Origin of the sequence: Paenibacillus doosanensis, from assembly GCF_025060755.1 — a bacterium.
GTDB classification, from domain to species: domain Bacteria; phylum Bacillota; class Bacilli; order Paenibacillales; family NBRC-103111; genus Paenibacillus_S; species Paenibacillus_S doosanensis.
This window is the reverse complement of the sequence record NZ_JANYUY010000087.1, coordinates 1-22,151: the sequence shown is the minus strand read 5'-3', so window position 1 is coordinate 22,151 and position 22,151 is coordinate 1. Positions and strand designations below refer to the sequence as shown.

Sequence of the window (22,151 nt, the reverse complement as noted above, 5' to 3'; positions counted from 1 at the left end):
CTAAATGATCTTCAGGGATCCAATCGCTCAAATACATCGGAAACAATTCACCTTGTTCCGTGGAGTAAGATTTAAATTTTGCCATAAACCACACACCCTTTTTTACCAGATAAACAGATTACAGTTAAGTTTCGCGACGAAACTATGCTTTTCCTGTTTCGTCGGACAGACTCCTAAAGGGATGGTGAAAAAGTCCGCTGCGGCGTCCATTTGATCCTCCAATCGCTGTTGAAAACGGATTCTTTGGATTGTTTTTTCGTTTTTTCTGTGGAGAGAATCCGTTTTCAAAGGCGAACGCTTACGCTTTTCCAGATTCAAATGGCCCCTCCGCTCTTTTTTCACTACGCTTCTAAAGACCTTGCGTTTAACGCCGATACGGAGGCTCCGCGCCCCCGCCTCCATGCGCTCCCATCGAGCCGCGCGTCACCTCATAGCTCATCCGGTGCTCTCCGTTCTCCGCTCCTTTGCTCCAGCGCTCGATAAAATCGACCTGGTACCGCTCCTTCCCCTTCATTGGCGTTACCGCCGTTTCCCGCTCCACGTCGTAGCCTTCGATCTGCAGCTTCCTTACTTCCCCCTCCTGCTTGGGAAACAGGTCGATCAGCGTGCCGCTGCCCGAGGTGGCGAATGCAGCCGCATCGGCAGCGGTGAACGGAGGCAGAGGCGGGGAGGCCGCATACACGGCGCCTGCCAGCAGCCCGAATAAAAGCAGGGGAGTAGCCAGCACCGCGGCCCGGGTTCTCTTTCGGCCAAACTGCAGAAACCAGGGAACGAACCGGTCGAAGACGAAGAACAGCACGGCGGCCAAGCCCCCCATAATCGCGAACATGGACGACTGAACGACGAAGCCGAAGGCAAAGCCCATAGCGGTATGAAGAAGACCCGACACGATCCATTCTCCCGGACCCGCTGCCTTAAGCTTGCGGGCCGCCAGCTCCAGCAGCACGGAAACGATAATGCCGTAAACGAAAATAACCGGTACCGCATATAACGCGATCACCCCTGCCCACGACAAGTAGTGTTCCGCAGCTTGCGGAGCCCCGCCTCCCAAACTCAAATAAGGAAAAGACAGCCATAGCACCATCGCCCATGAAGCGAAATAAGCGGCCAAGCATTTTCTCCCGAACATTCTGCATCCTCCTCCGCACCATCGTCATCGTTGAACAAAAAGCCGCCGTCCGGTTATAGATACCCCGGCAGCGGCGACCTTTTCCTTACACGGTTTACGGGAGCACAACAGGCACTCTGCGCCCCTCTTCATTCGATAGCTTGGCATAATGGACAAGCGCTTGCGTCTTCAAATAATCCGTGCCGCTGGTTTCACCCGGACGCCGTTCTTCAAGAGAACGCACAAACTCCGTCAGCGCATCCGGAGCGTGAACGCCGCTGAAATCGCTGATCGTCTCCACAGCGTCGCCGCGAACAACATGGATGATCTGATCCTTGTATTCGATCATCCCTTCCGTTCCTTCAATATGCCAGTTGCCCATCCACGGCGTCTGTACGCCCCGGGAAGCGATGGAGCCGGTATAGCTTGCCTTAATGCCTCCCTCCAGCTCCAGAACGGCGTTCGTATTAATGACGGCGCCTTCTTCCTCCCAGCCGCCGATCGGATTGTACATATCGGCATACACCGAGATTCCCTCCGCTCCGGTCAAATACCGGATCATATCGAAATGATGGACCCCGATATCGTCGAGCAGGCTGACCGTATATTTGCGCTCCACATGATGATAACGGTAAAACAGTACGTCCAGGGTGGAAATCCGCCCGATAGCTCCCGAATCCAGCACCTGCTTCAGCTTGCGGACCGAGGCGAGGCAGCGGTAATTTTCGGCAATCATAAACGGAATCCCTTCGCGCTCCGCGCGTCTGACGACCTCTATCGATTCATTATAATCGAACGAGATCGGCTTCTCGCACAGAACCGGCAGCTTGCGGTCGAAAGCGGCGTTATTTACCGGCGTATGAGCCATCGGCGACGTCACGTTCACGACGAAATCGACCTTCTCCTTCTGCAGCGCTTCCTCCAGCGACGTATAGAACGGAAACGGGTCCGCTTCCATTTTGCTTTTCATCGACGGGTCCATCTCTACGACAGCGGCCAGCAGCCCTCTGTCTCTTAATTTCTTATACCAGGAGAACCCCGCGCTCCCCAGTCCCACCAACAATGCCTTCATCGATTTCTGCTCCCTTCTCCTTCGCAAACGGCCGCGTTCTCGCCACCGGTTTCGGCCTTCCGACTTCGGAAGTATACGCTTTCTTCTTCGGACGATCAGCCGTTAAACCCGTAGCGGCGGGCCGCGCTTTCGTACAGCCAGCCTTTGGCAGTCTGTAAGGCCGTCTCTTCATCCAACCAGCCGGCTTCGATCTGCTTATACAAAAATTCGCCTATCAGCTTTTTAACCAAGTATATTTTACCATAACTCCACTCAATGCAGCGCGCATCCGATACGATCAGCGAACTTTTTATAGCGGGAATGGCTTCGAGCCGGTACTGCATACTATCGCGATACGTGCTGGCGCGGAAATTAAACCACCACATGCCTCCGACATGAACGTTCGGAAAATTCCAGGCGGCCTGCACGACGTCCAAATTATTGATCTCCGAGGCGACGACCAGCTCGAACGCGATCGCATATTTCTCGAACAAGCCGGACAGCTTCAATATCCGCTGCGGGTCGTTGGCCGGCACCGCCTCACCGCACCACGACCGTTCCACGCCGAGAAACAGCTGAAGAAACATGCCGTGCTGCTCCAGCGTCTCGCAAATCACGTGCAGCAGCACCATCATCATCTGATCCCGCGTCGCGCCCTCGGTTACGGAATAATCCCGGTTCGCCTGCGCATCGTAGCCGGGCAGCGTCGTCATGATCCCTGGATAGCCCTGCGTCTTGAACTCGGATATGAGCTGCCGGATAGTTTGCTTCACAGCATCCAATGCCTGCACAGGCGACTCAGCTTCGTGAACCGTTCTAGTCCATTCGAACAATCTCCCGTCAATCCTCGGAATCACAATCGCATCCCGCCGCATACCGTTGAACTTGGCATGCTCGGGAATATTCGTCACGAAGGCCCGAATGTTCAGCTTGTCCGCCACCTCCTGCGCCCATTGCGGACGCATGGCGGATGCCCGCACCGCCGCGTCGGCGTCGCGGATCGACTGCTCGTCGGAAATCGTAATGCCGTACAAATTTCGAAAAATATGGGTAAACACCCCGTTCATCAGCGTATTGCGCGTCGCGCGGTAAGCCGGCAGGAAGGCGGCGATTCTATCTTCCTCCGTCAGCTCCAGCGCATTAGCCGGATAGCCTCCGGCCTGCATCTCCCGATTCAGCCAAAAATAATGCGCGATTTCCCAGAAATCCCGCGCCGCCAGCCGATCCCCGACCAAATGAGTATGCGTATCCAATACGTCCAGTCCCATAATCTCTTCCATCCATGCTTCTTGATTCAACATCAGTCGATCCACCCTCTCTTTCATTGAATGTTGAAGCTCTTCCAACCATCATACTATTTGTCCGCAGTGCCGGCCATGGCTTAACTTAGAGTCGGGGTTGTCGTTTTTTACGTTTTTTTCCTCCTGCCGGGTCCGGTTTGGAGGTGTTTGCTTTTTCGCAGCTGTTCTAAGAATCTATCCGACAAAGTTACTGTTTCTTCGAATTCAATCGCTGAAGCTTGTGCAGGTAACGTTTGCTCCCTCCTCATTCTACTCATCCTTTAACCGCCGCTGGCACAAAACAACAGACACAATCGTTAATACAATCGTCCATGCCAAAATAATGAGGAGAGGCTTCATTAAGTCTCCTGTCGTAAAGCCCGTTTGGGGTACATTTAGCAAGTGCACAAGCTGGCTGCTTGGCATGTAATCTAGCACTTTGAAGATCGGATAATCATCCGCTATTACCGCTCCCCATGGCGCCCCGGAGAATATCATCGCCACAGGAAGGATCGATAAGGAAGCGTCAAGCAGCGTTTTGGAATATAATCCGCAGATCGTTCCGAGCGCTGTGTATAAAATAATGGAAACAATGTTTGCTGCCACAAACGCCCATAGGCTAGCCGGCTCATAGCCAAATATAAATAGTGAAATAATCAGAACAACAGCGGACATGACAAAAACTAACGCGCTTTTACCGACTAACACATCTATGATCGTTGCCGGCGTCATCATTAATGAGCGTAACGTGTTGCGTTCCTTTTCTTCCGCAATCAGGCATGCTTGTACAAAACACGTTAGGAGAACAAACGAAATATTGTGAAGGAAACCGATAGCTCCAGGCAAATTCGGGCCTGCGCTGCGAAAAAGAAGGGCTAAAATAATGGGGAAAATCAGCATAATGGAGATGGCGTAATTGCGTGAAAACTCCTTGTAATCCTTCACGAATATCGCTCGCGCACGTTTCAATGAGATGCTCATAACAGCTCACTTCCTGTCATTTTGATAAAAATATCGCCTAGAGTGGGTTCTTTCGTCTCTAAGCGATCAATTAATCCTGATTTCATCCAATGAGCTATTTTGTCAGCCGCTTCCTCATTGATCGGAAGTTCATATGCTTCCCCGTTTATTAGTTCTACGCGAACGGCATTATCCCGATGCTGCTTTTTAAGCTCCTTGGGCGTGCCGATGGCTTGGATTTGTCCTTGATACAGGATGGCTACACGGTTGCACAGCAATTCCGCCTCAGCCATATCATGCGTTGTTAAAAAAATCGTTGTTCCGTTCTCATTTAAAGAGCGTAATCCTTTATAGATGTGTGCTGTATTGATCGGATCTAACGCCGAGGTGGGTTCATCCAAAAATAACAATTCCGGCTCATGAATAATCGCACATGCCAACAGGACACGCTGGCGCATCCCTTTGGAGAGGAGATTCACCTTCTTTTTTCGCTCCCCGCTTAAGTTTACAAAATGCAGCACCGTATCCATTGAAGATTCCGGTAAATCATATAGCTGGCGATACAAATTCAGATTTTCCTCGATTGTTAATCTCTCATATAAACCGCTATTATCGGTCAAAATGCCAAAACGCATTTTCTGTGCAGACTGATGCATCATTTCCGATGGCTCGTTAAATACGCTTGCTTGTCCGCTTGTCGGATTTAGCCGCGCCGTTAACAGCTTTATTAATGTTGTTTTTCCTGAACCGCTCGGTCCTAGAAAACCAAAAATTTCTCCCTTATGGATGGAAAAAGACACATCGGAGAGTACGTCCCTTTGTCCAAATTTCTTCCCAATATGTTCGACCTGAATAACAGCCATTCACACCACTTCCTTAAGAGTTAATGGCTTAACTATACAGAGATTGCATGCCCTCAGCCATCTAAATCCCCCGAAATGTAGCTGTTTTGCTCTGAATTGTACCCTGGAATGCTTGACTGAGCCATCTTTGACGCGGAATCAAAGGTTAAGAAGTGCTTTTAAATCCTGCAATTTTGTTCGAGACAATGGAACAACGGTATCTTTGCCAGTATGTAATCGTAGGCTGTAGCTATTTTTCGTCCATGTAATGATCTCTCTTACTTTTTGCAAATTAACGATGTAGGATCGATGGCATCTGAAAAACCCGAAGCCCGCCAATCTCTGCTCAAGCTCGGTTAACGTCAAAGCGCAGTCATAATTTTCGCCATCGACATGAACAAGTATCGAGCCCTCTACACTTTCGATAAAATCAATTTCAGGCGGATTAAATAAAATGACTTTGCCATTTCTTTTGGTATAAATCTTTTGTAAGGTGATATTGGCCGAGTCCTGCTGCTGCGCTTCCTGTTGATCTTCTTCAGAGTCCTGAATATCCAAAGGATGAAAGCCAAGCTCATTTAACCGGTAAATGACATCACAGGAAATAAGGGCATCCTCAAAATTCGAAGTTAAAATTAAAATCTGCTTTTCTTTCGAAAGATCATCCAAAATCCGTTTAAACTGGCGACGATCTTGTTCTTCCAAATAAAAGTAAGGCTCCTCCAATACGAGTGTAGGCTGATGCGCAAAATAGACACGCAGCAAGGTCACATACATTCTTTTGGATGGGCTTAGATTCTTGATTTTCACCTTCCGGTCTTCTTTTAAAGCAAAATAATCCAATAATAGAGCGGCACGCTCATTCCGCTCTGTTACGTTGATTAGAAACGTGATTAATTCTTCCACTGTTAAATGGATATACTCGTTTTGTTGAGCTCGGAATATATAATATTGGGAACGATCCCGCAATTGATTCATTAAAATCCGCTTTCGCCTCAAGTCTGTTATAATGCCAAGCAATTGGTTACATGCCATATTTAACTCGATCTTCGGAAGAAATAATTCCCCATCATTATACACGGATTGAAATTGCATGCCGTCCTCCTATCGCTGTTTTTGGATACATGAAACAATTATAATGATTGGATTATTTTTTGTCAGCTTCCATTGGAAACATACATCTAATAATCGCAAATGATCACTAGATTATTATTTCCTCTTTTTAACACTGCTCATCAACAAAATCGCGATGCTGCAGCTTTTTTCGGGACACAGCGTTGCAGTGCTATGTGAAGCTCTTAATGTAAGATAGCTGGGTTTTTGATGGTTGATCAAAATATGCGGAATGTTCACGGGATATTATGTATTTCAACGACTCTTCTATATATAATAGAAATACAGTATCAATAACAGGAGACATCAGCCGAACAATGACCCATGCCAAAAAAGACCCCCGAGTGATCCGGACGCAGCGTCTGCTTCGCGCGGCGCTGATCGATTTAATGGAGGAGCGCGGACTGGAGCAAATTACGGTGCAGGACATCGCCGAGCGCGCCACCGTCAAACGGGCCACCTTCTACCTTCATTACGAGGACAAACAAGCGCTGCTGACCCAATGCATCGACGAATTATTGAACGAGCTGCGCGAGCAAGTCGACGTGGCCGAATCGGATTACGGGAGCTTCGACTACTTGAGCGGCGAGCCTCATCCGAGCTTTGTCCGCCTGTTCCATCACATCTCCGTTCATTACAATTTCTATACCGCGATGCTGGTCAAAAACAGGGTTGCTCCATTTGCCGAAGGCTTGCTGAAAGTCATTCATGAATTCGTGTCCCGGGGGATTGACCGGACCGAGCCGGACGACGGCAATTTGACCGCGCGCCGCGAGGTCGTCGTGAAATACGTCGAGTCCGCCTTTTTGGAGGTCATCATTTGGTGGCTGGAGCGGCAGATGCCCTATTCCGAATCCGATATGGCCGCGCAGCTTATGAATCTGTCCATTCACGGACCTTACATCCGCATTCCCGGCAGACGCAACCCGCAGTGAACAAACATCTATCAAACGCCCCTTCATAGATGAGCGATTAAGGGTCCGAGCAAACAAAAAAAGACCGCTCCGTATAGCCATTAACCGTAACCCCGGCCGGGCAGATCGCATCTGCCGATCGGAGGCGCAGTTCAAGCTAAACAAGCGGTCTTTCTTTATGGAACATGGATCGTTACAGCGCCGTCCAGCCGCCGTCGATCACCAGCTCCGAACCGGTAACGAATCTGGCTTCGTCCGAAGCGAGGAACAGCACGCCGTAAGCCACATCCTCCGGATTCCCGAAATAAGGAAGCTGCGTATAGGTCTGGTAATAAGGCAGCGCGTCTTTCATCGAAGGCTCCGTCATTGGAGTGACGATGATGCCCGGATGTACCGAATTGACGCGAATCTTATCTTTGCCGTATTCGACCGCGGCCGATTTGGATAAAGCGCGCAGCGCGCCTTTGGCTGCGGTATAAGGGCTCGTCCCGGCCATCCCGACGATGCCGCCGATCGAAGAAATGTTAATCAGCGAGCCGCCGCCGGCTTTTTGCATTTCGGGTATGACGTATTTCATGCCGAGTACGCAGCCGGACAAATTAATGTCCATCACTTTATCCCATTCGTCCATCCCCATGTTGGCAATCGTCTTCGTCGTCGATATGCCGGCATTATTGACCAAAATGTCGATTTTGCCGTACCGTTCCACCGTTTCCCGAACGACCTGCTTCCACTCTTCCTCCGAAGCGACGTTATGCTTCAACCCTACAGCTTGTCCGCCGGCGCCGCGGATCTCCTCCATCACTTCCTGCAACACGTCTTCCTTCACGTCCGTTCCGATTACGACAGCGCCTTCCTGCGCGAACAATTTGGCTTCCGCCGCACCCATGCCCAGCGCAGCTCCAGTGATAACGGCTACTTTTCCCGATAAACGTCCCATGACTATCTTCCTCTCCTTTTTTTGTTTAGAAGCTATGTACAGAGTATACACCCAAATCATCAATTTTGTGAAGTATTATACACAATGTCCATTAAATCAAATTATGGGAAGGAATATTTTTGTCCAGCCTTGTCTTTTATTTGGATAAAGCCGCGCATAAAACCCTTATAAATCGGGGATTTTAACATATTATCGGACAAATGCCGGTCCTGACTTCCGAAGAAGTCGGCCTTCATCTAATTTTGTCCGAATTGCGATAAAAAATCGAACATTCCTTGAACAAATTGTGTATAGTATGTTATACTGGTAACAAAGAAAACACTTACAAAGGAAATGGAAGTGATCATTATGACGACGAAAACCGTATCCGTAAGCAGCGTGCGCCACAATGAGAGGGATGTGCAGCGGCTTGTTAATTGGATGACAGCGGCTGCCTGGACGATTCTTGGCATCGGCGTTCTAATGTGTCTGTTTAATTTGCATCATTTCAGCGATCACAATACCTCGCTAATGGTAGGGATTGGATTCCTGGTCGGCAGCGTTCATATTTATGTCATTCGCACCGCCATTCATCTCGTTCATTCTCGCGCCGAGCAATCGGATGATAAATAATTGATTACGATTTCCCAAAGTCTGTTAGGCTTTTCCCAGTGAAACCCCTTTAAGAGCAAATCTTAGAGGGGTTTTTGTTTTCCGTTAATTTACATTCATCTTTTTCGTGAACTTTTTTTTACGGAAAAAAGTCGAAACCTTGACGTATTTGTTAACAGCTCACACATCGGACCGACTATCTGTTATCTTAGTCATAGACAAGAACGTTCAATATTTCACAAGTCAGTAATCCGGGGCGTTCGGAGATATTTCAAGGAGATGATATTACATGCGACTAACGAAAAAGGCTGCTCGGATTGCGGTTCCGCTGCTCTTTCTGGCCATGATCGTACTCCTTTCGGGCTGCGAATCCATGATGGTTATGAACCCGAAAGGACCGATAGCTGCCGGTCAAAAAGATCTTATTATTATCGCGACGATCTTGTGCGCCATTGTGTTGGTGCCCGTTCTGATCTTAACCGCGTATATCGTATGGCGGTACCGCGACAAGCCGGATAACAAGGCCGCATACAAGCCGAACTGGTCGCACAGCACGAAAATGGAGATCGTATGGTGGGGCATTCCTATCGTCATCATCATCGCTCTGGCCGCCTTCACAGCGCGCGACACTTATGCACTGGAGCCGTCTAAGCCTATCGCATCGGATAAAAAGCCTATTACGATTCAAGCGACGTCTCTGGATTGGAAATGGCTCTTCACATACCCGGAACAAGGCATTGCAACGGTGAACTACATCGAGATTCCGGAAGACACGCCAATTAAATTCGAATTAACGTCGGATGCGCCGATGAACTCGTTCTGGATTCCTCAGCTCGGCGGGCAGATGTACACGATGTCCGGCATGGCGATGACCTTGTTCCTGCAAGCCGACGAGCAAGGCGATTACTTCGGTACCGGAGCCAACTTCAGCGGCAAGCACTTTGCGGACATGAAGTTCCAGGTTCATGCCACATCGAATGAAGAATTTAACAACTGGATCAATGAAGTGAAGAAGAAATCAAATCCTCTTACTGAGGAAGGCTATAATCAGCTGGCGCTGCCGGGCACATCGGATAGACAGCTGTTCTCTTCCTTCCCTGAAGGATTATTCAACCGGATCGTGACCAAATACGTCACAGGCGGCGGTCACGCCCATCACGGATCGACAGAGAGCGGAGAAGCCGCCAAACAGGAGCAGCCTAAGGCTGCCGATCCGAAGAAATCGGGGATGGACTCCGGCAGTACGGATATGAAACAGGATCATAGTCAACATGCTGCACAATAGAATGAAAGGAAGGGGGCACTCACATGCTGGATAAAATTAAAGATTTTGCATCATGGTTTTTCGTAACCGGCGACCCGATGATTCTTGGCGCACAAGTCAGTATTGCGCTCGCCATGGTAGCCATCGTGTTCGTGCTGTCATATTTCAAAAAATGGGGTTGGCTGTGGCGCGAATGGCTTACTACCGTCGACCATAAACGTATCGGCATCATGTATATTTTATGTTCGATCCTTATGCTGTTCCGCGGCGGGGTGGACGCTCTGCTCATGCGTCTGCAGCTCGCCCTTCCCGGCGCTTCGTTCCTGGAGCCGGAGCACTACAATCAGATTTTTACAACTCACGGCGTCATCATGATCTTGTTCATGGCGATGCCGCTCATGTTCGGTTTGTTCAATGTCGTCGTGCCGCTGCAAATCGGCGCCCGCGACGTCGCTTATCCGTTCCTGAACTCGCTGAGCTTCTGGATGTTTTTCTGGGGCGCTATGCTGTTCAACGTTTCCTTCGTCATCGGCGGATCGCCGGACGCAGGCTGGCTGGCTTACCCTCCGTTGTCCGAGCTTTCGCATAGCCCGGGCGTAGGCCAAAACTTCTATATTTGGGGTATCCAAATCTCCGGTATCGGGTCTTTGGCGACAGGGATTAACTTTATCGTCACCATTCTCAAAATGCGCGCACCAGGCATGAAGCTGATGCAAATGCCGATGTTCACCTGGTCCGTATTGTCGAGCTGTATCATGATTATTTTCGCTTTCCCTATTTTGACCGTCACTATGGCGCTGCTATTCCTGGACCGCTTCTTCGGAGCGCATTTCTTCACGCTCGATATGGGCGGTAACCCGATGATGTATATCAACTTGATTTGGATGTGGGGACATCCCGAGGTGTATATCGTCGTCGTGCCGGCGTTCGGTATATTCTCCGAAGTCGTCGCCACGTTCGCCAAGAAAAAGCTGTTCGGTTATTCTTCGATGGTTTTTGCCATGCTTATAATAAGCGTAATGTCCTTCTTTACTTGGGTCCATCACTTCTTCACGATGGGTTCGGGCGCCGACGTTAACGTCTTCTTCGCCATCACGACGATGGCGATCGCGATACCGACAGGTGTCAAAGTCTTTAACTGGCTGTTTACCTTGTTCCGCGGCCGGGTATCCTACCCTACGCCGATGCTGTGGACCGTCGCTTTCATACCTTGCTTTGTCATCGGCGGGATGACGGGCGTGCTGCTTTCGGTAGCGCCGGCCGACTTCCAGTTCCATAACAGCTACTTCCTGATCGCGCACTTCCACCAAGTGCTGATCGGCGGCGTCGTGTTCGGTTATTTCGCAGGATTGTATTACTGGTGGCCAAAAATGTTCGGCTTCAGTCTGAACGAGCATTTGGGCAAATGGGCATTTTGGCTGTGGAACATCGGCTTCTACGTTTGCTTCATGCCGCAATATTTCCTGGGTCTGGACGGTATGACTCGCCGTACGTACACGTACGATTTCGATATGGGCTGGGGCCCGCTCAACCTGGTTTCGACCGTCGGCGGCTTCTTGATGGGTATCGGCTTCATTTTCCAAGTATGGCAAATCGCCTACAGCATCAAGCATCATAAACGCGACGTGACCGGCGACGCCTGGAACGGCCGCACGCTCGAATGGTCTATTCCTTCGCCTGCGCCTATGTACAACTTTGCGACATTGCCGCAAGTGCATGCCGTAGACGACTGGTGGGAAACGAAGCAAAAACTCGCTCAAGGCGCTAAGCCTGAGCCTACGGCGCCGTTGGAGCCGATTCATATGCCGAAAAACTCGGCTATCCCGTTCATCAAGTCGACTCTGTGGTTTTTTGCAGGCTTCGGCTTCGTATGGGGCTGGCTATGGCTGGCCATTCCGGCCATGATCGGCGTGCTCCTCTGCATGCTGGCGCGTTCGTTCTCTTACGATACGGACTACTATATTCCAGTAGATGAAATTAAGCAGACGGAAGCTGCACTAAGGGGGCTGAAGGTCTAATGGCACATGCGGCAGCGCATCACGGACACGATAATCACGAGCATGATCATCACGATCATGAATCGCTCAAAACGTTCGGTTTCTGGATATTCCTGATCACCGACTGTATTTTATTCGGATCTTTGTTTGCAACCTATATCGTCCTCCACGGTAACACCGCCGGAGGACCGACAGCCAAAGAGCTGTTCTCCATGCCGGGCATTATCGCCGAAACGTTCATTCTCTTGACGAGCAGCTTCACGAGCGGCCTTGCCGTGCTCGCCATGCACAAAGGCAACAAAAACCAGCTGATCGGCTGGCTGGCCGTTACCGCGCTGCTCGGCGCATCGTTTGTGGCGCTTGAAGTCAACGAGTTCGTGCACATGGTTACCCATGAAGGAGCTACGATCTCCACCAGCGGCTTTTTATCGGCCTTCTTTACGCTCGTCGGCACGCACGGACTTCACGTATCTTTAGGTTTGTGCTGGATGATCGGCTTAATGTTCCAACTGAAAAAACACGGCATTACGTCCGTGACCAAGCGCAAGGTCGACGTCATCAGCTTGTACTGGCATTTCCTGGACGTCGTATGGATTTTCGTCTTCACGGTAGTTTATTTGATGGGGGTGATGTAAGATGAGTCAATCCAATACCCATTCGCATGACGCGCATTCCGGTTCGCACGGATCGCTCAAATCTTATGTCATCGGCTTCATTCTGTCCATCGTGCTCACGATCATTCCGCTGGTTGTCATCATGAACCATATGTTCAGCGAAACGGCCCGAATTGCCGTTATTCTGATCATGGCGATATTGCAGTTCGCCGTTCAGCTCGCTTTCTTCATGCATCTGAAGGAAGGCGAGAACGCCCGCTGGAACATCATGGCTCTGGTGCTCGGTCTGATTATTCTGCTGACGATCGTCGCAGGCTCCATCTGGATCATGACCTACAACCAAGTCGCTCATTGATCGATCATTGGGGTTAAAATAACCCCACAAAGTGGGGCCTTGGCTTCGAAGCGGATTCAGGTACTTTGCGGGGAGCCCCGAAATTTATAAACGCTATAATGTTAAAATAGAGAGCATTCTTCGGTCCGCCGGAGAATGCTCTTTCTTTTTTTCTGCGAAAACTGCAACAAATCGGGCTGAAGTTCCGTCAATGCTATTGTAATTCAATTGGTTACATCTAATGATCACACTTAAAGGAGAACGTATTTATGAACAAAGCAATGAAACGAAGCGCAGCTCTTCTCGCTCTTTCCATGACATTAACCGGAGGAGCCGCTTATGCCGCTCCCGGCGACGCCGTGCCTGCGGCGGCGGTCGTAACCGCTCAGCCTATAGCCGCGCCGGTGCAAATTACGTTAAATAACGAACCGCTGGCGGTAGCCGGTTATCTGAAAGCCGGACAGCCTATGCTGCCGCTCCGCGCCGTATCCGAAGCGTTAGGCTTTACGCTGACGTGGAACCAGGCGGACGCCTCGGTCGACTTGGTCCAAGGCGCTGCTTCCGCGCATTTGAAAACCGGCGAAGACCAGTACAGCTTGAATAAAGCGATCAAAACGTTAGGCGCGGCTCCCGAGCTCGTCGACAATACCTTATATATTCCCGCTTCGTTCGTAAGCGAAATTTTGAACGCGCAAGTTCAGACGGAAGGAGCGGCGGTGACGATTTCTAACAGCGAAGTGAAAAAGACCGCCCAAACCAAAGGGATCATCACCGCAATCCGCGACACCGACGGTCACCGCTCGATTCAGCTTAACGGCGTCGCCGTGGACGGCATCGTGCTGAACGTATCGGACGATACGGTATACGAAGATGCGCAGGGCGCGGCGCTCGCCTTCGCCGACCTTGCCGTCGGCATGGAAGTCGAAGCGGAGCATTCCCTTGCCGCTACGCTCAGCCTGCCTCCGCAAACGCCGACGTACAAGCTTACCGTGATTAGCGGCGCTGAGTCCAAGGATATGCTGGGCACGTCGGGAACGATTGAAGAGGTCCGTACGGGAAGCGACGGCTCGACCAGCCTGCTGATCAAAGGTGCCGGATTAACGGAAACATCGCCCGGCGAGATCGTGCTGCAGTTGTCCGAGCAAACGAAGCTCACCGATATCCAAGGCGAAGCCGTCGACGCAAGCAAGCTGACGCAAGGCGCCAAAGTTATCGCCGTCTACAGCCCGGTGATGACCCGCAGCTTGCCGCCGATCGGCAAAGCGGCGAAGATCGTGCTGCAAGCCGCAGCCGAGTAAATCGCGCGATGCCGACTGTACCGCGGCTGGCTGGCTGATAGCCTCAGCTTGATTAGCCTCCGCGGGCAGCACGAACCGCGCTCCATACCGAAGCCGCCCGGCCGCAGACTTCTGCGGCCGGGCGGCTTCGGCGTTTTTATGCGGCGGCAATCCGGCGGACGCGGCGGTCGGGTCGCTATATCGGGCTAATGCCGGTCTTATCTGCAATGTCCGGGAGCGACGGAAGCCGGTGTGGGAAGCATCCGGCTGGAGACAGCCCCTTGCCTTATGCTTCATCCTCTGTCCGGCTTCAAGCCCGGCACTCGTCCTCCAGTACCTTCAGCTGCCCTATCGCATGCTCATGGACGGCCTCTATGCGTGGAGGCGCTTCTCCGGCTTCGATCATTCGGCGAACGAGCCTCTCTCTCATCACCTGCTTCACTTCCCGATGAGCTTCGCTTGCTATAAGGTTACGCAGCTCCCACGGGTCGGCTTGCAAGTCATATAGAAATTCCTCGACGTAGAGGTCGCTGCAGCTATCCCGTATGGCGTCCCGCCGCGGGGCGCTTACGCTGTATTTCCAGCGCTCGGTGCGCACGGCCCGTCCGACCTGCGACTCGCTGATCTGCACGAACATCTCGCTCGGCCATTCCGTCTCCTGCCGTCTGACGAGCGGCATGACCGAACGCCCCTGCATCGCTTCGGGCACCTCAAGCCCCGCCGCATCCAGCAGCGTCGGCGGCAGATCGATCAGGCTGACGAGCTCGCGGACGCGCCCTCCGCCTTGAAAGCCTGGCCCCCAGGCGGCCGCAGGAATGCGGATCGAGCTGTCGTGACACGAGCGCTTGTACTCTTCGTTGCGCGTTTTGAAATGACAGCCGTGGTCGGATGTAAAGAGAACGATGGTGTCGCCCGCCAGATCGAGACTGATCAATGCGTCCATCAAGCGGCCCAGCGCTTCATCCAGCCGCTTGACCATCCCGTAATAGCCGGGCAGATGCCGCTGCGCGGTTCCTCCGAGCGCTGCCAAGTCGGGCGGCGTCCAGGCGGAGACGTAAGAAGTCTCAAGTCCCGACGGCGCGGGATAATCGTCTCTGCGGTTTTGATGATGCGGCTCCAGGAAGGAGAGGAACAGGAAGAACGGCTCGTCCTGATGATCGTTCACATAGCGGATCGCCGCGTCCGTCAAAGCGTCGACCCGGTACCCCGGCAGCTTAACCCGCTCGTTGTCGTTGTTGTAAACGATCGTATCGTAAGCGTCGGACGTATGCTCGAGAGAGTCGGCCGCGAGCCAATATTCGTAGCCGCCGCGCAGCTTCTCCGGCACCGGCTCCGTCCTCGTGGACGCCAAATGCCATTTGCCGATATACCCGGTTCGATAACCGGCATCGCAAAATTCGTGAGCCAGCGTGCGGGAGCTGTCCGGAAGCGGAATTCCGTTGCGATAGCATCCGTTCTCCGTAGCATATAGTCCGGTTTGCAGACACGCTCTGGCCGGCCCGCAGACCGGCTGGCATGTGAACGTATTGTATAAATGAGTCCCTTCCGCAGCCCACCGATCAAAATGGGGAGTAAGCCCTAACGGATTGCCGTGCAGTCCGGTCGTATCCCAGCGCTGCTGATCCGTAAAGAACACAATGACATTCGGTTTTTGAAGCTTCTGCTGCTTTTTCTGTTGCGGCATAGCCTAACACCCTTCCTTCGATGATTTCCCGCGTCCGCTTCGTTCCGAACGCAAGTTAACCTTTAATCCCCGTCGTGGCAATGCCTTCTACGAAGTAGCGCTGGAACATAAAGAAGATAAGCAGCGGCGGCAAAATGGCGACGACGGACATCGACATAATCTGATTCCATTCCACCGTCCCTCCGGTCGAATCGATGGTCATCCGGAGCGCCAGCGAAACCGTATACTTCTTGACGCTGTTGATGAAAATAAGCGAATTGAAGAAATCGTTCCACGTCCAGATAAACTGAAAGATCGCCGCCGAGAACAATGCGGGCTTGCAGAGCGGCAGCAAAATTCGAAACAAAATCGTAACCGGATTGCATCCGTCCATAACCGCCGATTCGTCCAGCTCCCGGGGCAGCCCGCGAAAAAACTGGATCAGCATAAATATAAAAAACGGATAGCAGGCAAAAATCGCCGGCACGATAAACGGCAAATACCCGTCAAGCCATCCCAGATTACGGAAGATCAAATACCGGGGAATAATAATGACCGCTTGCGGCAGCATCAGCGTCGAAATCATCAGCGCGAACAGCACGCTCTTGAGCGGAAACTGGAACCTGGCGAAGCCGTAAGCGACAATCGCGCTGGACACCACGGTAAAAAATACGGTCGGCACGACGAGCAGCAGCGTGTTGAAGAAGAAGGTGCCGTAAGTAAACTGCCCCGTCCCCTGCCATCCTTTGCTGTAGGAATCCCACACGAACGTTTTCGGGAGCAGCGACAGCGAGCCGAACAAGTCGGTGTTCGTTTTGAACGAACCGAAGAACAGCCAGATCAGAGGATAGATCATAAGCAGGCCGAATGCGAGCAGCAGCAAATTTTTGATCCATCTGCCGGCAGCCGTAGGCTGCTTTCCGTATTGCAGCATCATCACATTTTCCCCCCGTCTTCATAATGCACCCATGATCTGGATGAACGGAAAATAAGCAAAGTCAAAATCAGAATGATCGCAAACAGCACCCAGGACAAGGCGGACGCATACCCCATATGCAGCAGCTTGAAGGCATCGTCGTAAATTTTCATTCCGATCAAATACGTCGACTTCATCGGCCCGCCGTTTGTCACGACGAAAGCGGCGGTAAATTCCTGCAAAGCCCCTATCGTCTGCATGACCAGGTTAAACAATATGATCGGCGTCAGCAGCGGCATGGTGATGTTAAAAAACATTCTTACCCTGCTCGCCCCGTCGACCATCCCGGCTTCATACAGATCGGTAGGAATTTGCTTCAACCCGGCGAGAAACAATACCATCGAAGAACCGAACTGCCATACGACCAGGAAGCTGATCGTCCAGAGAGCCACGTTCGGGCTGCCCAGCCAATCGATCGACGGTATATGCAAAAAGGACAGTGCCTGGTTAACGATACCTTCGCGCATAAACAGGAACCGCCATAAAATCGAGATCGCCACGCTTCCGCCCAAAATGGACGGCAAATAGTACATCGTCCTATATACGTTAATGAATCTCCCTTTGGAGTTCAGAATGATCGCTACGAATAAAGCGAATGCCAGCTTGAGCGGCACCGCCATTAAAGTATACAAGAGGGTTACGCGCAACGACGGGAAGAAATCTTTATCATCCTTGAACATCGTTACGTAATTTTGCAAACCGACGAAATGCGTCGCCTTCACGATCGAATAGTCCGTAAACGAATAATACAGCGACAAGAGCAGCGGATAAAACTGAAACCATGCGAATCCGATAATCCACGGAGAAATGAACAATAGTCCCCAAGCGGCATTCGTGAACTTCATTGACTGCTTCAATATTCTGACTCCCTTCTGTGTTCAAACATGCCGGTCATTTGGTAACGGAGAGAATACCGCCGTATAAGGCGGCTTCTCTCCGAATGATTCGGGCTCCTGCAGCGTCAGGCTCTTATTTCTTTAACGCAGTCAGCTTGGAGCCGTAAGCTTTGACAATTTCGTCCGCCGCCTGCTCCGGCGTCTCCTTCTGATAAATCAGCTTCTGCAGCGTATCTTTGGCAATTTGCGCGAGATCGGCATTGATGCTGATGACGTTAGGAGCGATCGTCTTCTGCTTGGCCGCGAGGTCCAGCCCCTTCGTAATGTTCGGATCAAGCTGCTTCGCGTCCTCCAGCGCTTTCCTGGCCGTGCTCGTCGCCGGAATGCCGCGCTGCGCGCCGAGGATAAGCGCCGCGTCCTTATCGTTTACCATCCAGTTAATAAACTTAACCGCCTCTTCCGCGTTCGGCGACGTTTTATTCACCGCAAAGCCTGTTCCCGCCGCGATCGGGTTGCCGGATTGCAGCGCGTTCGGAGCCATCGGATAAGCGGCTACGCCGAGCTTGCCGTCGGGCACGGATTGCTTATACTTATCGAAGGCCGAGATGTAGTCGAACAAGACGCCGACCTGGCCTTTAATCCACTTCGGATTCTGCTCCATCTTGCCGACGAACGCCGAGCTGTCGCCGAACGGTTCCAGAACGCCGCCCTTGTACAATTCGGACAAATATGCAAGCCCTTTGGTCAAAGCGGCATTGTCAAATGCAGGAGTGTAATCGTCATTGATCCAGTTTTTCCCGGTCATCTGGGCTACGTAAGGCTGCAAAATCAATTTGTATATGACGTCGATATCGGCCGACATCAGGTACGCGTTCGGGTCCTGGGCGTGAACCTTTTTCCCGATTTCCAGCAGATTGTCCCAAGTCCATTCCGTCGTTTCCGGAATGCCGAATTTCTGGAAGAAGGCTTGATTGTAGAACAAGGATGTAGCGGTCGCTCCGGCCGGCGCCATGACCATCTTATCCTTGTAATTGGCGAAATTGTTCAGCACGGAAGGGTCGTAGCCGCTCGTATCCAGCGATTTGGACTGCTTCAGATCGAGCAGGAAATCGTACATGTCGTTATCCCATTCATAAGTGAACTGGAACAAATCGGGAGCGGTGCTGCCTGCGAATTGAGTGAGCAATTTGTTGTAAAAGCCGTCGAAGCCCGTGTATTCCGCTTCGATCTTGACGTTCGGGTGCAGCTTGGTATAAGCGTCGATCGCCTTCAGCGTCGCCTGGTGACGAGTATCGTTCCCCCACCAGCTGAACCGCAGCGTAACGGGCTTGGTGCCGTCCGCGCTTCCCTTCTGCGCTTGCGGATCGCCGGCTGAATTTCCCCCGCAAGCGGCTAGCGTCATACCCATCACGGAGCAAATAGCGAGAGTGGAAGCGATTCTCTTAACCGATTTCTTCAACTTGATTCCCCCTAAGTCTATAGTGTTGACGCTTTCATCATAGCATCGGAAACAAACACAACAAAAGGTCCTCTCCTATTGATTACGTTTACATTTTTTTGTCTCGTTGGGGAAAAGTATCATTATTTTAGATTTTCATCTGCCCATTATCTGCTATAATGATACGTGAGGTGAAATCGGATGTATAAAATTTTGGCTGCGGACGACGAAGAAGATACGCGCGACACGCTGTGCAACTGCTTCCCGTGGGAATCCGTCGGCTTTACCGTCGTTCATCAAGCCGGCAACGGATTGGAGGCGCTCTCTTATTTGGAAGCGAATCCGGTGGATGTGCTGCTGTGCGATATACGAATGCCGATGATGTCCGGTTTGGAGCTGTGCAAGCAAATTCATCAGCGCAGGATGGGAGTCCGGATCGTGCTGTTAAGCGCTTACCGCGATTTCGAATACGCCCGGGAGGCCATGACTTACGGCGTGTCCCACTATATGCTGAAGCCGGCCAAATACGACGACATCGTTGGCGTATTTACCCAGCTTAAGACGGCTCTCGACGAAGCGAAGGACTCTCTTGCCGCGGAAGCGGCGGAGCATGGCGGAGCGCTGCCCGGCTCAGGCTGGGGCGATCCGGTTATTTCCACTATCGTCAAATGCGTGAACGCGGATTACCGCACCGTGACCCTGCAGCTTGTCTCCGAAACGGTGGAGATGAACTCAAGCTACGTCAGCGTCTATTTCAAGAAAAAAACGGGGATGCACTTTTCCGAATACGTTCTGAAGGTAAGAATGGAAAAAGCGGCGGAGCTGTTAAAGCACGGATATATGAAAGCGTTTGAAGTCAGCGAGGCGGTAGGCTATGCCAATCCGAAAAACTTCATTCGGGCATTCAAGCAATTTCACGGCATAACACCGGGGCAGTTCAAAAATGGGCGTTAATTTGAAGCAGCCGCATATCGGCCGGTCGTTAAAGATCAAATTTTTCGTCAACAACTTGCGCAATATTTTGGCCCTTTGTTTAATTCCGCTGCTGCTGCTCGGCTCCTTATCGATCATTTTGTCGCAGCGCTATACGCGCGTCGATGCCGAACAAAATCAGGAAAAGCTGCTGAATCAATATAACGAGCTGTTTCAGGTCGTTGCATCGGAGATCGATTCGCTCAGCTTATCCTTCAATACGAATCCGAAAATCGCGGACAAGCTCCACAACATTTTATCCAAGCCCAACTACTCCTACGAAGATGCGGACGCGCTGTACTATCTCAAGCATATTATCGATGTGTCGGCCAATTCCAGACCGTACGTGCATTCCATCTACGTCTACTATCCCAACGACCAGCAGCGGTTTCTCAGCTCGCGCGAAGGTCTGGTCAACCTGCAGTCTTATTTGGATAAAGGCTGGTATGACAGCTATTTGAACGATTCGAATACGGCGGGCTTTACAACCGAAGTGCGCAGCCTGTACAATTACAGCTTCGAAAGCGACCCGACCCGTGTCGTGAGCGTTTACAAATTAATCAACGACCGGAACAACGCGAGCAAGAAGGGCGTTATCGTTTTGAACTTGTTTCCGGACTACTTTGTCAAATCGTTCCCGTCCATCAGCGAATATCCGAACCGCAGCTTTTATATTACGGACGATCAGAACCGGGTCATCATGCAATCCGGGGAGTCCGAATACGATGAGATGCTTCCGTCATTGCGGCTGCCCGAGCAATTCGACACGCTGCAGTTCGATAACGGAATCTATCATTTGACCGTCAAGAAAGCGCCGCGGTTACATTGGAACCTCATTTCCGTCGTCCCGCGCAAATCGTTGTACAGCTTATCGTTCACATTGATCGTCATCACCTGCCTGCTGGCGCTCGCCGCCTTGATCTTGTGCGCGCTGGCCGCCTTATGGCTGACCGGCAAAAACTACCGGCAAGTTTACGGCATTCTTCGTCTGCTCGAATCCGCCGACGCCCCGGATTCGATGGAGAACGTTCCGAATCAGGGACATGATATTTACGCCTTCATCATCACGCATATTCTGGAAAGCTTTCTGGAGCAAAAGTATTTGAAAATCCAGCTTTCCGAGCGGCTGTACCGGATGCAGGCGCTCGAATTCAAGGCGCTGCAATCCCAGATCAACCCCCATTTTCTGTATAACACGCTCAATTCGATCTATTGGAAAACGTTCCAATTGACCCGTTCCACGAATGCGCCCAGCCGCATGATCGAGCTCTTGACGGCGATATTGCAATATACGCTGGATTCCTCGACGAAGGTTGTCCGGCTGGAGGAGGAGATCGCGCATACGCAGAGCTATGTAGAAATTCAGCAAATCCGTCATAAAGACCGGTTTCAGGTGATATGGGACAAGACGGAGCCTTTCCGCGATTGTGAAGTGATCAAGCTGAGCATGCAGCCGCTGCTTGAGAACAGCTTCCAATACGGGATGGAGCATACGTCCCGCCTGCTCGTCAAGGTCAAGTTCCGTATGCAGCGCGATACGCTCAAGGTAACCGTTATCGACAACGGGGGCGGCATCGATAAGCGGCGGCTTCTGCAAATCCGCGCCTCGCTCCATGCAGAGGAAGACTCCGGACGCCATATCGGACTCAGCAACACCAATAAACGGATCATGCTGCAATACGGGGAGACGAGCGGCATCAAGATTGTCAGCAAAAAAGGCTGGGGCACCGCGGTCACGCTGCATTTCCCGCAAGGGAGCAAGCAGGAACAAATCCCCCAAAAGTGACGCGATGCTCTGAAGCTTATTCCGTCCGCATCCAGCCTAGGCTGGATCGGCGTCTAACCATTCCTCTCCCTAGAGTAAAGGGCAGAGAAATCTGCCCCTCCTCATCAAACCGTACGTGAGGTTTTCCCTCATACGGCTTTCCGATGTTCGTCATTCATGTGCATGCAGATTACAAGAGCGTTTTAAGTCCATATT

General features: G+C 51.5%; 20 protein-coding genes. 9 read left to right on the top strand and 11 right to left on the bottom strand.

What is annotated here, in order from left to right:
• Positions 1–364: 364 nt before the first annotated feature.
• The 6 genes from N0M98_RS32705 to N0M98_RS32680 all read right to left on the bottom strand — a co-directional run bounded on the left by N0M98_RS32705 (position 365) and on the right by N0M98_RS32680 (position 6,336).
• Positions 365–1,129: a UbiA prenyltransferase family protein gene (locus N0M98_RS32705; RefSeq protein ID WP_259620398.1), complete on the bottom strand. Its 765-nt coding sequence runs from the start codon at positions 1,127–1,129 to the stop codon at positions 365–367.
• Positions 1,130–1,223: 94 nt separating this feature from the next.
• Entirely contained in the window at positions 1,224–2,180 is a 957-nt protein-coding gene (locus tag N0M98_RS32700; protein WP_259620397.1) for a Gfo/Idh/MocA family protein, read from the bottom strand.
• Between the two features lie 95 nt (positions 2,181–2,275).
• Positions 2,276–3,460: a glucuronate isomerase gene (locus N0M98_RS32695; RefSeq protein ID WP_259620396.1), complete on the bottom strand. Its 1,185-nt coding sequence runs from the start codon at positions 3,458–3,460 to the stop codon at positions 2,276–2,278.
• Positions 3,461–3,709: 249 nt separating this feature from the next.
• Complete coding sequence (locus N0M98_RS32690) at positions 3,710–4,420, bottom strand: ABC transporter permease (RefSeq protein ID WP_259620395.1); 711 nt, start codon at positions 4,418–4,420, stop codon at positions 3,710–3,712.
• Complete coding sequence (locus tag N0M98_RS32685; protein ID WP_259620394.1) at positions 4,417–5,262, bottom strand: ABC transporter ATP-binding protein; 846 nt, start codon at positions 5,260–5,262, stop codon at positions 4,417–4,419. Before N0M98_RS32685 ends, N0M98_RS32690 begins: the two co-directional genes overlap by 4 nt.
• A 138-nt stretch (positions 5,263–5,400) precedes the next feature.
• A complete protein-coding gene (locus N0M98_RS32680; protein ID WP_259620393.1) occupies positions 5,401–6,336 on the bottom strand; it encodes a LytTR family transcriptional regulator DNA-binding domain-containing protein in 936 nt (311 codons plus the stop codon).
• A 335-nt stretch (positions 6,337–6,671) separates the two neighbouring features.
• Here N0M98_RS32680 and N0M98_RS32675 point away from each other — a divergent pair, with 335 nt between their 5' ends.
• On the top strand, positions 6,672–7,289 hold the full coding sequence (locus tag N0M98_RS32675; protein ID WP_259620392.1) for a TetR/AcrR family transcriptional regulator: 618 nt from the start codon (positions 6,672–6,674) through the stop codon (positions 7,287–7,289).
• Between the two features lie 172 nt (positions 7,290–7,461).
• Here N0M98_RS32675 and N0M98_RS32670 read toward each other — a convergent pair whose 3' ends face one another.
• Positions 7,462–8,208, bottom strand: a complete 747-nt coding sequence (locus tag N0M98_RS32670) for an SDR family NAD(P)-dependent oxidoreductase (protein WP_259620391.1) — start codon at positions 8,206–8,208, stop codon at positions 7,462–7,464.
• Positions 8,209–8,556: 348 nt separating this feature from the next.
• On the opposite strand from N0M98_RS32670, the gene N0M98_RS32665 reads away from it, so the two are divergent.
• From N0M98_RS32665 to N0M98_RS32640, 6 genes are all read left to right on the top strand, one after another.
• Positions 8,557–8,820: a hypothetical protein gene (locus N0M98_RS32665; RefSeq protein ID WP_249861662.1), complete on the top strand. Its 264-nt coding sequence runs from the start codon at positions 8,557–8,559 to the stop codon at positions 8,818–8,820.
• Between the two features lie 268 nt (positions 8,821–9,088).
• The gene (cyoA, locus tag N0M98_RS32660) at positions 9,089–10,084 is read left to right on the top strand and encodes a ubiquinol oxidase subunit II (RefSeq protein ID WP_249861661.1); all 996 of its coding nucleotides are present in this window, start codon (positions 9,089–9,091) and stop codon (positions 10,082–10,084) included.
• 23 nt (positions 10,085–10,107) lie between these two features.
• Positions 10,108–12,081: a cbb3-type cytochrome c oxidase subunit I gene (locus tag N0M98_RS32655; protein ID WP_259620390.1), complete on the top strand. Its 1,974-nt coding sequence runs from the start codon at positions 10,108–10,110 to the stop codon at positions 12,079–12,081.
• Positions 12,081–12,695 carry a cytochrome o ubiquinol oxidase subunit III gene (gene cyoC, locus N0M98_RS32650; RefSeq protein WP_259620389.1) on the top strand — a complete coding sequence of 205 codons (615 nt, stop codon included), beginning with the start codon at positions 12,081–12,083 and terminating at the stop codon, positions 12,693–12,695. Before N0M98_RS32655 ends, cyoC begins: the two co-directional genes overlap by 1 nt.
• 1 nt (position 12,696) lies before the next feature.
• Entirely contained in the window at positions 12,697–13,029 is a 333-nt protein-coding gene (gene cyoD, locus N0M98_RS32645; RefSeq protein ID WP_249861658.1) for a cytochrome o ubiquinol oxidase subunit IV, read from the top strand.
• Positions 13,030–13,277: 248 nt separating this feature from the next.
• Positions 13,278–14,306, top strand: a complete 1,029-nt coding sequence (locus tag N0M98_RS32640) for a stalk domain-containing protein (RefSeq protein ID WP_259620388.1) — start codon at positions 13,278–13,280, stop codon at positions 14,304–14,306.
• 289 nt (positions 14,307–14,595) lie between these two features.
• Here N0M98_RS32640 and N0M98_RS32635 read toward each other — a convergent pair whose 3' ends face one another.
• From N0M98_RS32635 to N0M98_RS32620, 4 genes are all read right to left on the bottom strand, one after another.
• Positions 14,596–15,969, bottom strand: coding sequence for a sulfatase family protein (locus N0M98_RS32635; RefSeq protein WP_259620387.1), 1,374 nt, complete (start codon positions 15,967–15,969; stop codon positions 14,596–14,598).
• A gap of 55 nt (positions 15,970–16,024) precedes the next feature.
• On the bottom strand, positions 16,025–16,885 hold the full coding sequence (locus N0M98_RS32630; RefSeq protein WP_259620386.1) for a carbohydrate ABC transporter permease: 861 nt from the start codon (positions 16,883–16,885) through the stop codon (positions 16,025–16,027).
• Positions 16,885–17,781 carry a carbohydrate ABC transporter permease gene (locus N0M98_RS32625; RefSeq protein WP_283942786.1) on the bottom strand — a complete coding sequence of 299 codons (897 nt, stop codon included), beginning with the start codon at positions 17,779–17,781 and terminating at the stop codon, positions 16,885–16,887. The genes N0M98_RS32630 and N0M98_RS32625 overlap by 1 nt, the downstream gene beginning before the upstream one ends.
• Before the next feature lie 112 nt (positions 17,782–17,893).
• Entirely contained in the window at positions 17,894–19,219 is a 1,326-nt protein-coding gene (locus N0M98_RS32620) for an ABC transporter substrate-binding protein (RefSeq protein WP_249861654.1), read from the bottom strand.
• Between the two features lie 180 nt (positions 19,220–19,399).
• Here N0M98_RS32620 and N0M98_RS32615 point away from each other — a divergent pair, with 180 nt between their 5' ends.
• Entirely contained in the window at positions 19,400–20,152 is a 753-nt protein-coding gene (locus N0M98_RS32615) for a response regulator transcription factor (protein WP_259620385.1), read from the top strand.
• Positions 20,142–21,956 (top strand): sensor histidine kinase, encoded by a 1,815-nt coding sequence (locus N0M98_RS32610; RefSeq protein WP_259620384.1) that lies wholly within the window; start codon positions 20,142–20,144, stop codon positions 21,954–21,956. Before N0M98_RS32615 ends, N0M98_RS32610 begins: the two co-directional genes overlap by 11 nt.
• The last annotated feature ends 195 nt before the right edge of the window (positions 21,957–22,151 follow it).

Bases quoted from the DNA above. Each gene is read 5' to 3' on its own strand.
- N0M98_RS32705 (WP_259620398.1), bottom strand. From the start codon at position 1,129: ATGTTCGGGAGAAAATGCTTGGCCGCTTATTTCGCTTCATGGGCGATG.
- N0M98_RS32700 (WP_259620397.1), bottom strand. From the start codon at position 2,180: ATGAAGGCATTGTTGGTGGGACTGGGGAGCGCGGGGTTCTCCTGGTAT.
- N0M98_RS32695 (WP_259620396.1), bottom strand. From the start codon at position 3,460: ATGTTGAATCAAGAAGCATGGATGGAAGAGATTATGGGACTGGACGTA.
- N0M98_RS32690 (WP_259620395.1), bottom strand. From the start codon at position 4,420: ATGAGCATCTCATTGAAACGTGCGCGAGCGATATTCGTGAAGGATTAC.
- N0M98_RS32685 (WP_259620394.1), bottom strand. From the start codon at position 5,262: ATGGCTGTTATTCAGGTCGAACATATTGGGAAGAAATTTGGACAAAGG.
- N0M98_RS32680 (WP_259620393.1), bottom strand. From the start codon at position 6,336: ATGCAATTTCAATCCGTGTATAATGATGGGGAATTATTTCTTCCGAAG.
- N0M98_RS32675 (WP_259620392.1), top strand. From the start codon at position 6,672: ATGACCCATGCCAAAAAAGACCCCCGAGTGATCCGGACGCAGCGTCTG.
- N0M98_RS32670 (WP_259620391.1), bottom strand. From the start codon at position 8,208: ATGGGACGTTTATCGGGAAAAGTAGCCGTTATCACTGGAGCTGCGCTG.
- N0M98_RS32665 (WP_249861662.1), top strand. From the start codon at position 8,557: ATGACGACGAAAACCGTATCCGTAAGCAGCGTGCGCCACAATGAGAGG.
- cyoA (WP_249861661.1), top strand. From the start codon at position 9,089: ATGCGACTAACGAAAAAGGCTGCTCGGATTGCGGTTCCGCTGCTCTTT.
- N0M98_RS32655 (WP_259620390.1), top strand. From the start codon at position 10,108: ATGCTGGATAAAATTAAAGATTTTGCATCATGGTTTTTCGTAACCGGC.
- cyoC (WP_259620389.1), top strand. From the start codon at position 12,081: ATGGCACATGCGGCAGCGCATCACGGACACGATAATCACGAGCATGAT.
- cyoD (WP_249861658.1), top strand. From the start codon at position 12,697: ATGAGTCAATCCAATACCCATTCGCATGACGCGCATTCCGGTTCGCAC.
- N0M98_RS32640 (WP_259620388.1), top strand. From the start codon at position 13,278: ATGAACAAAGCAATGAAACGAAGCGCAGCTCTTCTCGCTCTTTCCATG.
- N0M98_RS32635 (WP_259620387.1), bottom strand. From the start codon at position 15,969: ATGCCGCAACAGAAAAAGCAGCAGAAGCTTCAAAAACCGAATGTCATT.
- N0M98_RS32630 (WP_259620386.1), bottom strand. From the start codon at position 16,885: ATGATGCTGCAATACGGAAAGCAGCCTACGGCTGCCGGCAGATGGATC.
- N0M98_RS32615 (WP_259620385.1), top strand. From the start codon at position 19,400: ATGTATAAAATTTTGGCTGCGGACGACGAAGAAGATACGCGCGACACG.
- N0M98_RS32610 (WP_259620384.1), top strand. From the start codon at position 20,142: ATGGGCGTTAATTTGAAGCAGCCGCATATCGGCCGGTCGTTAAAGATC.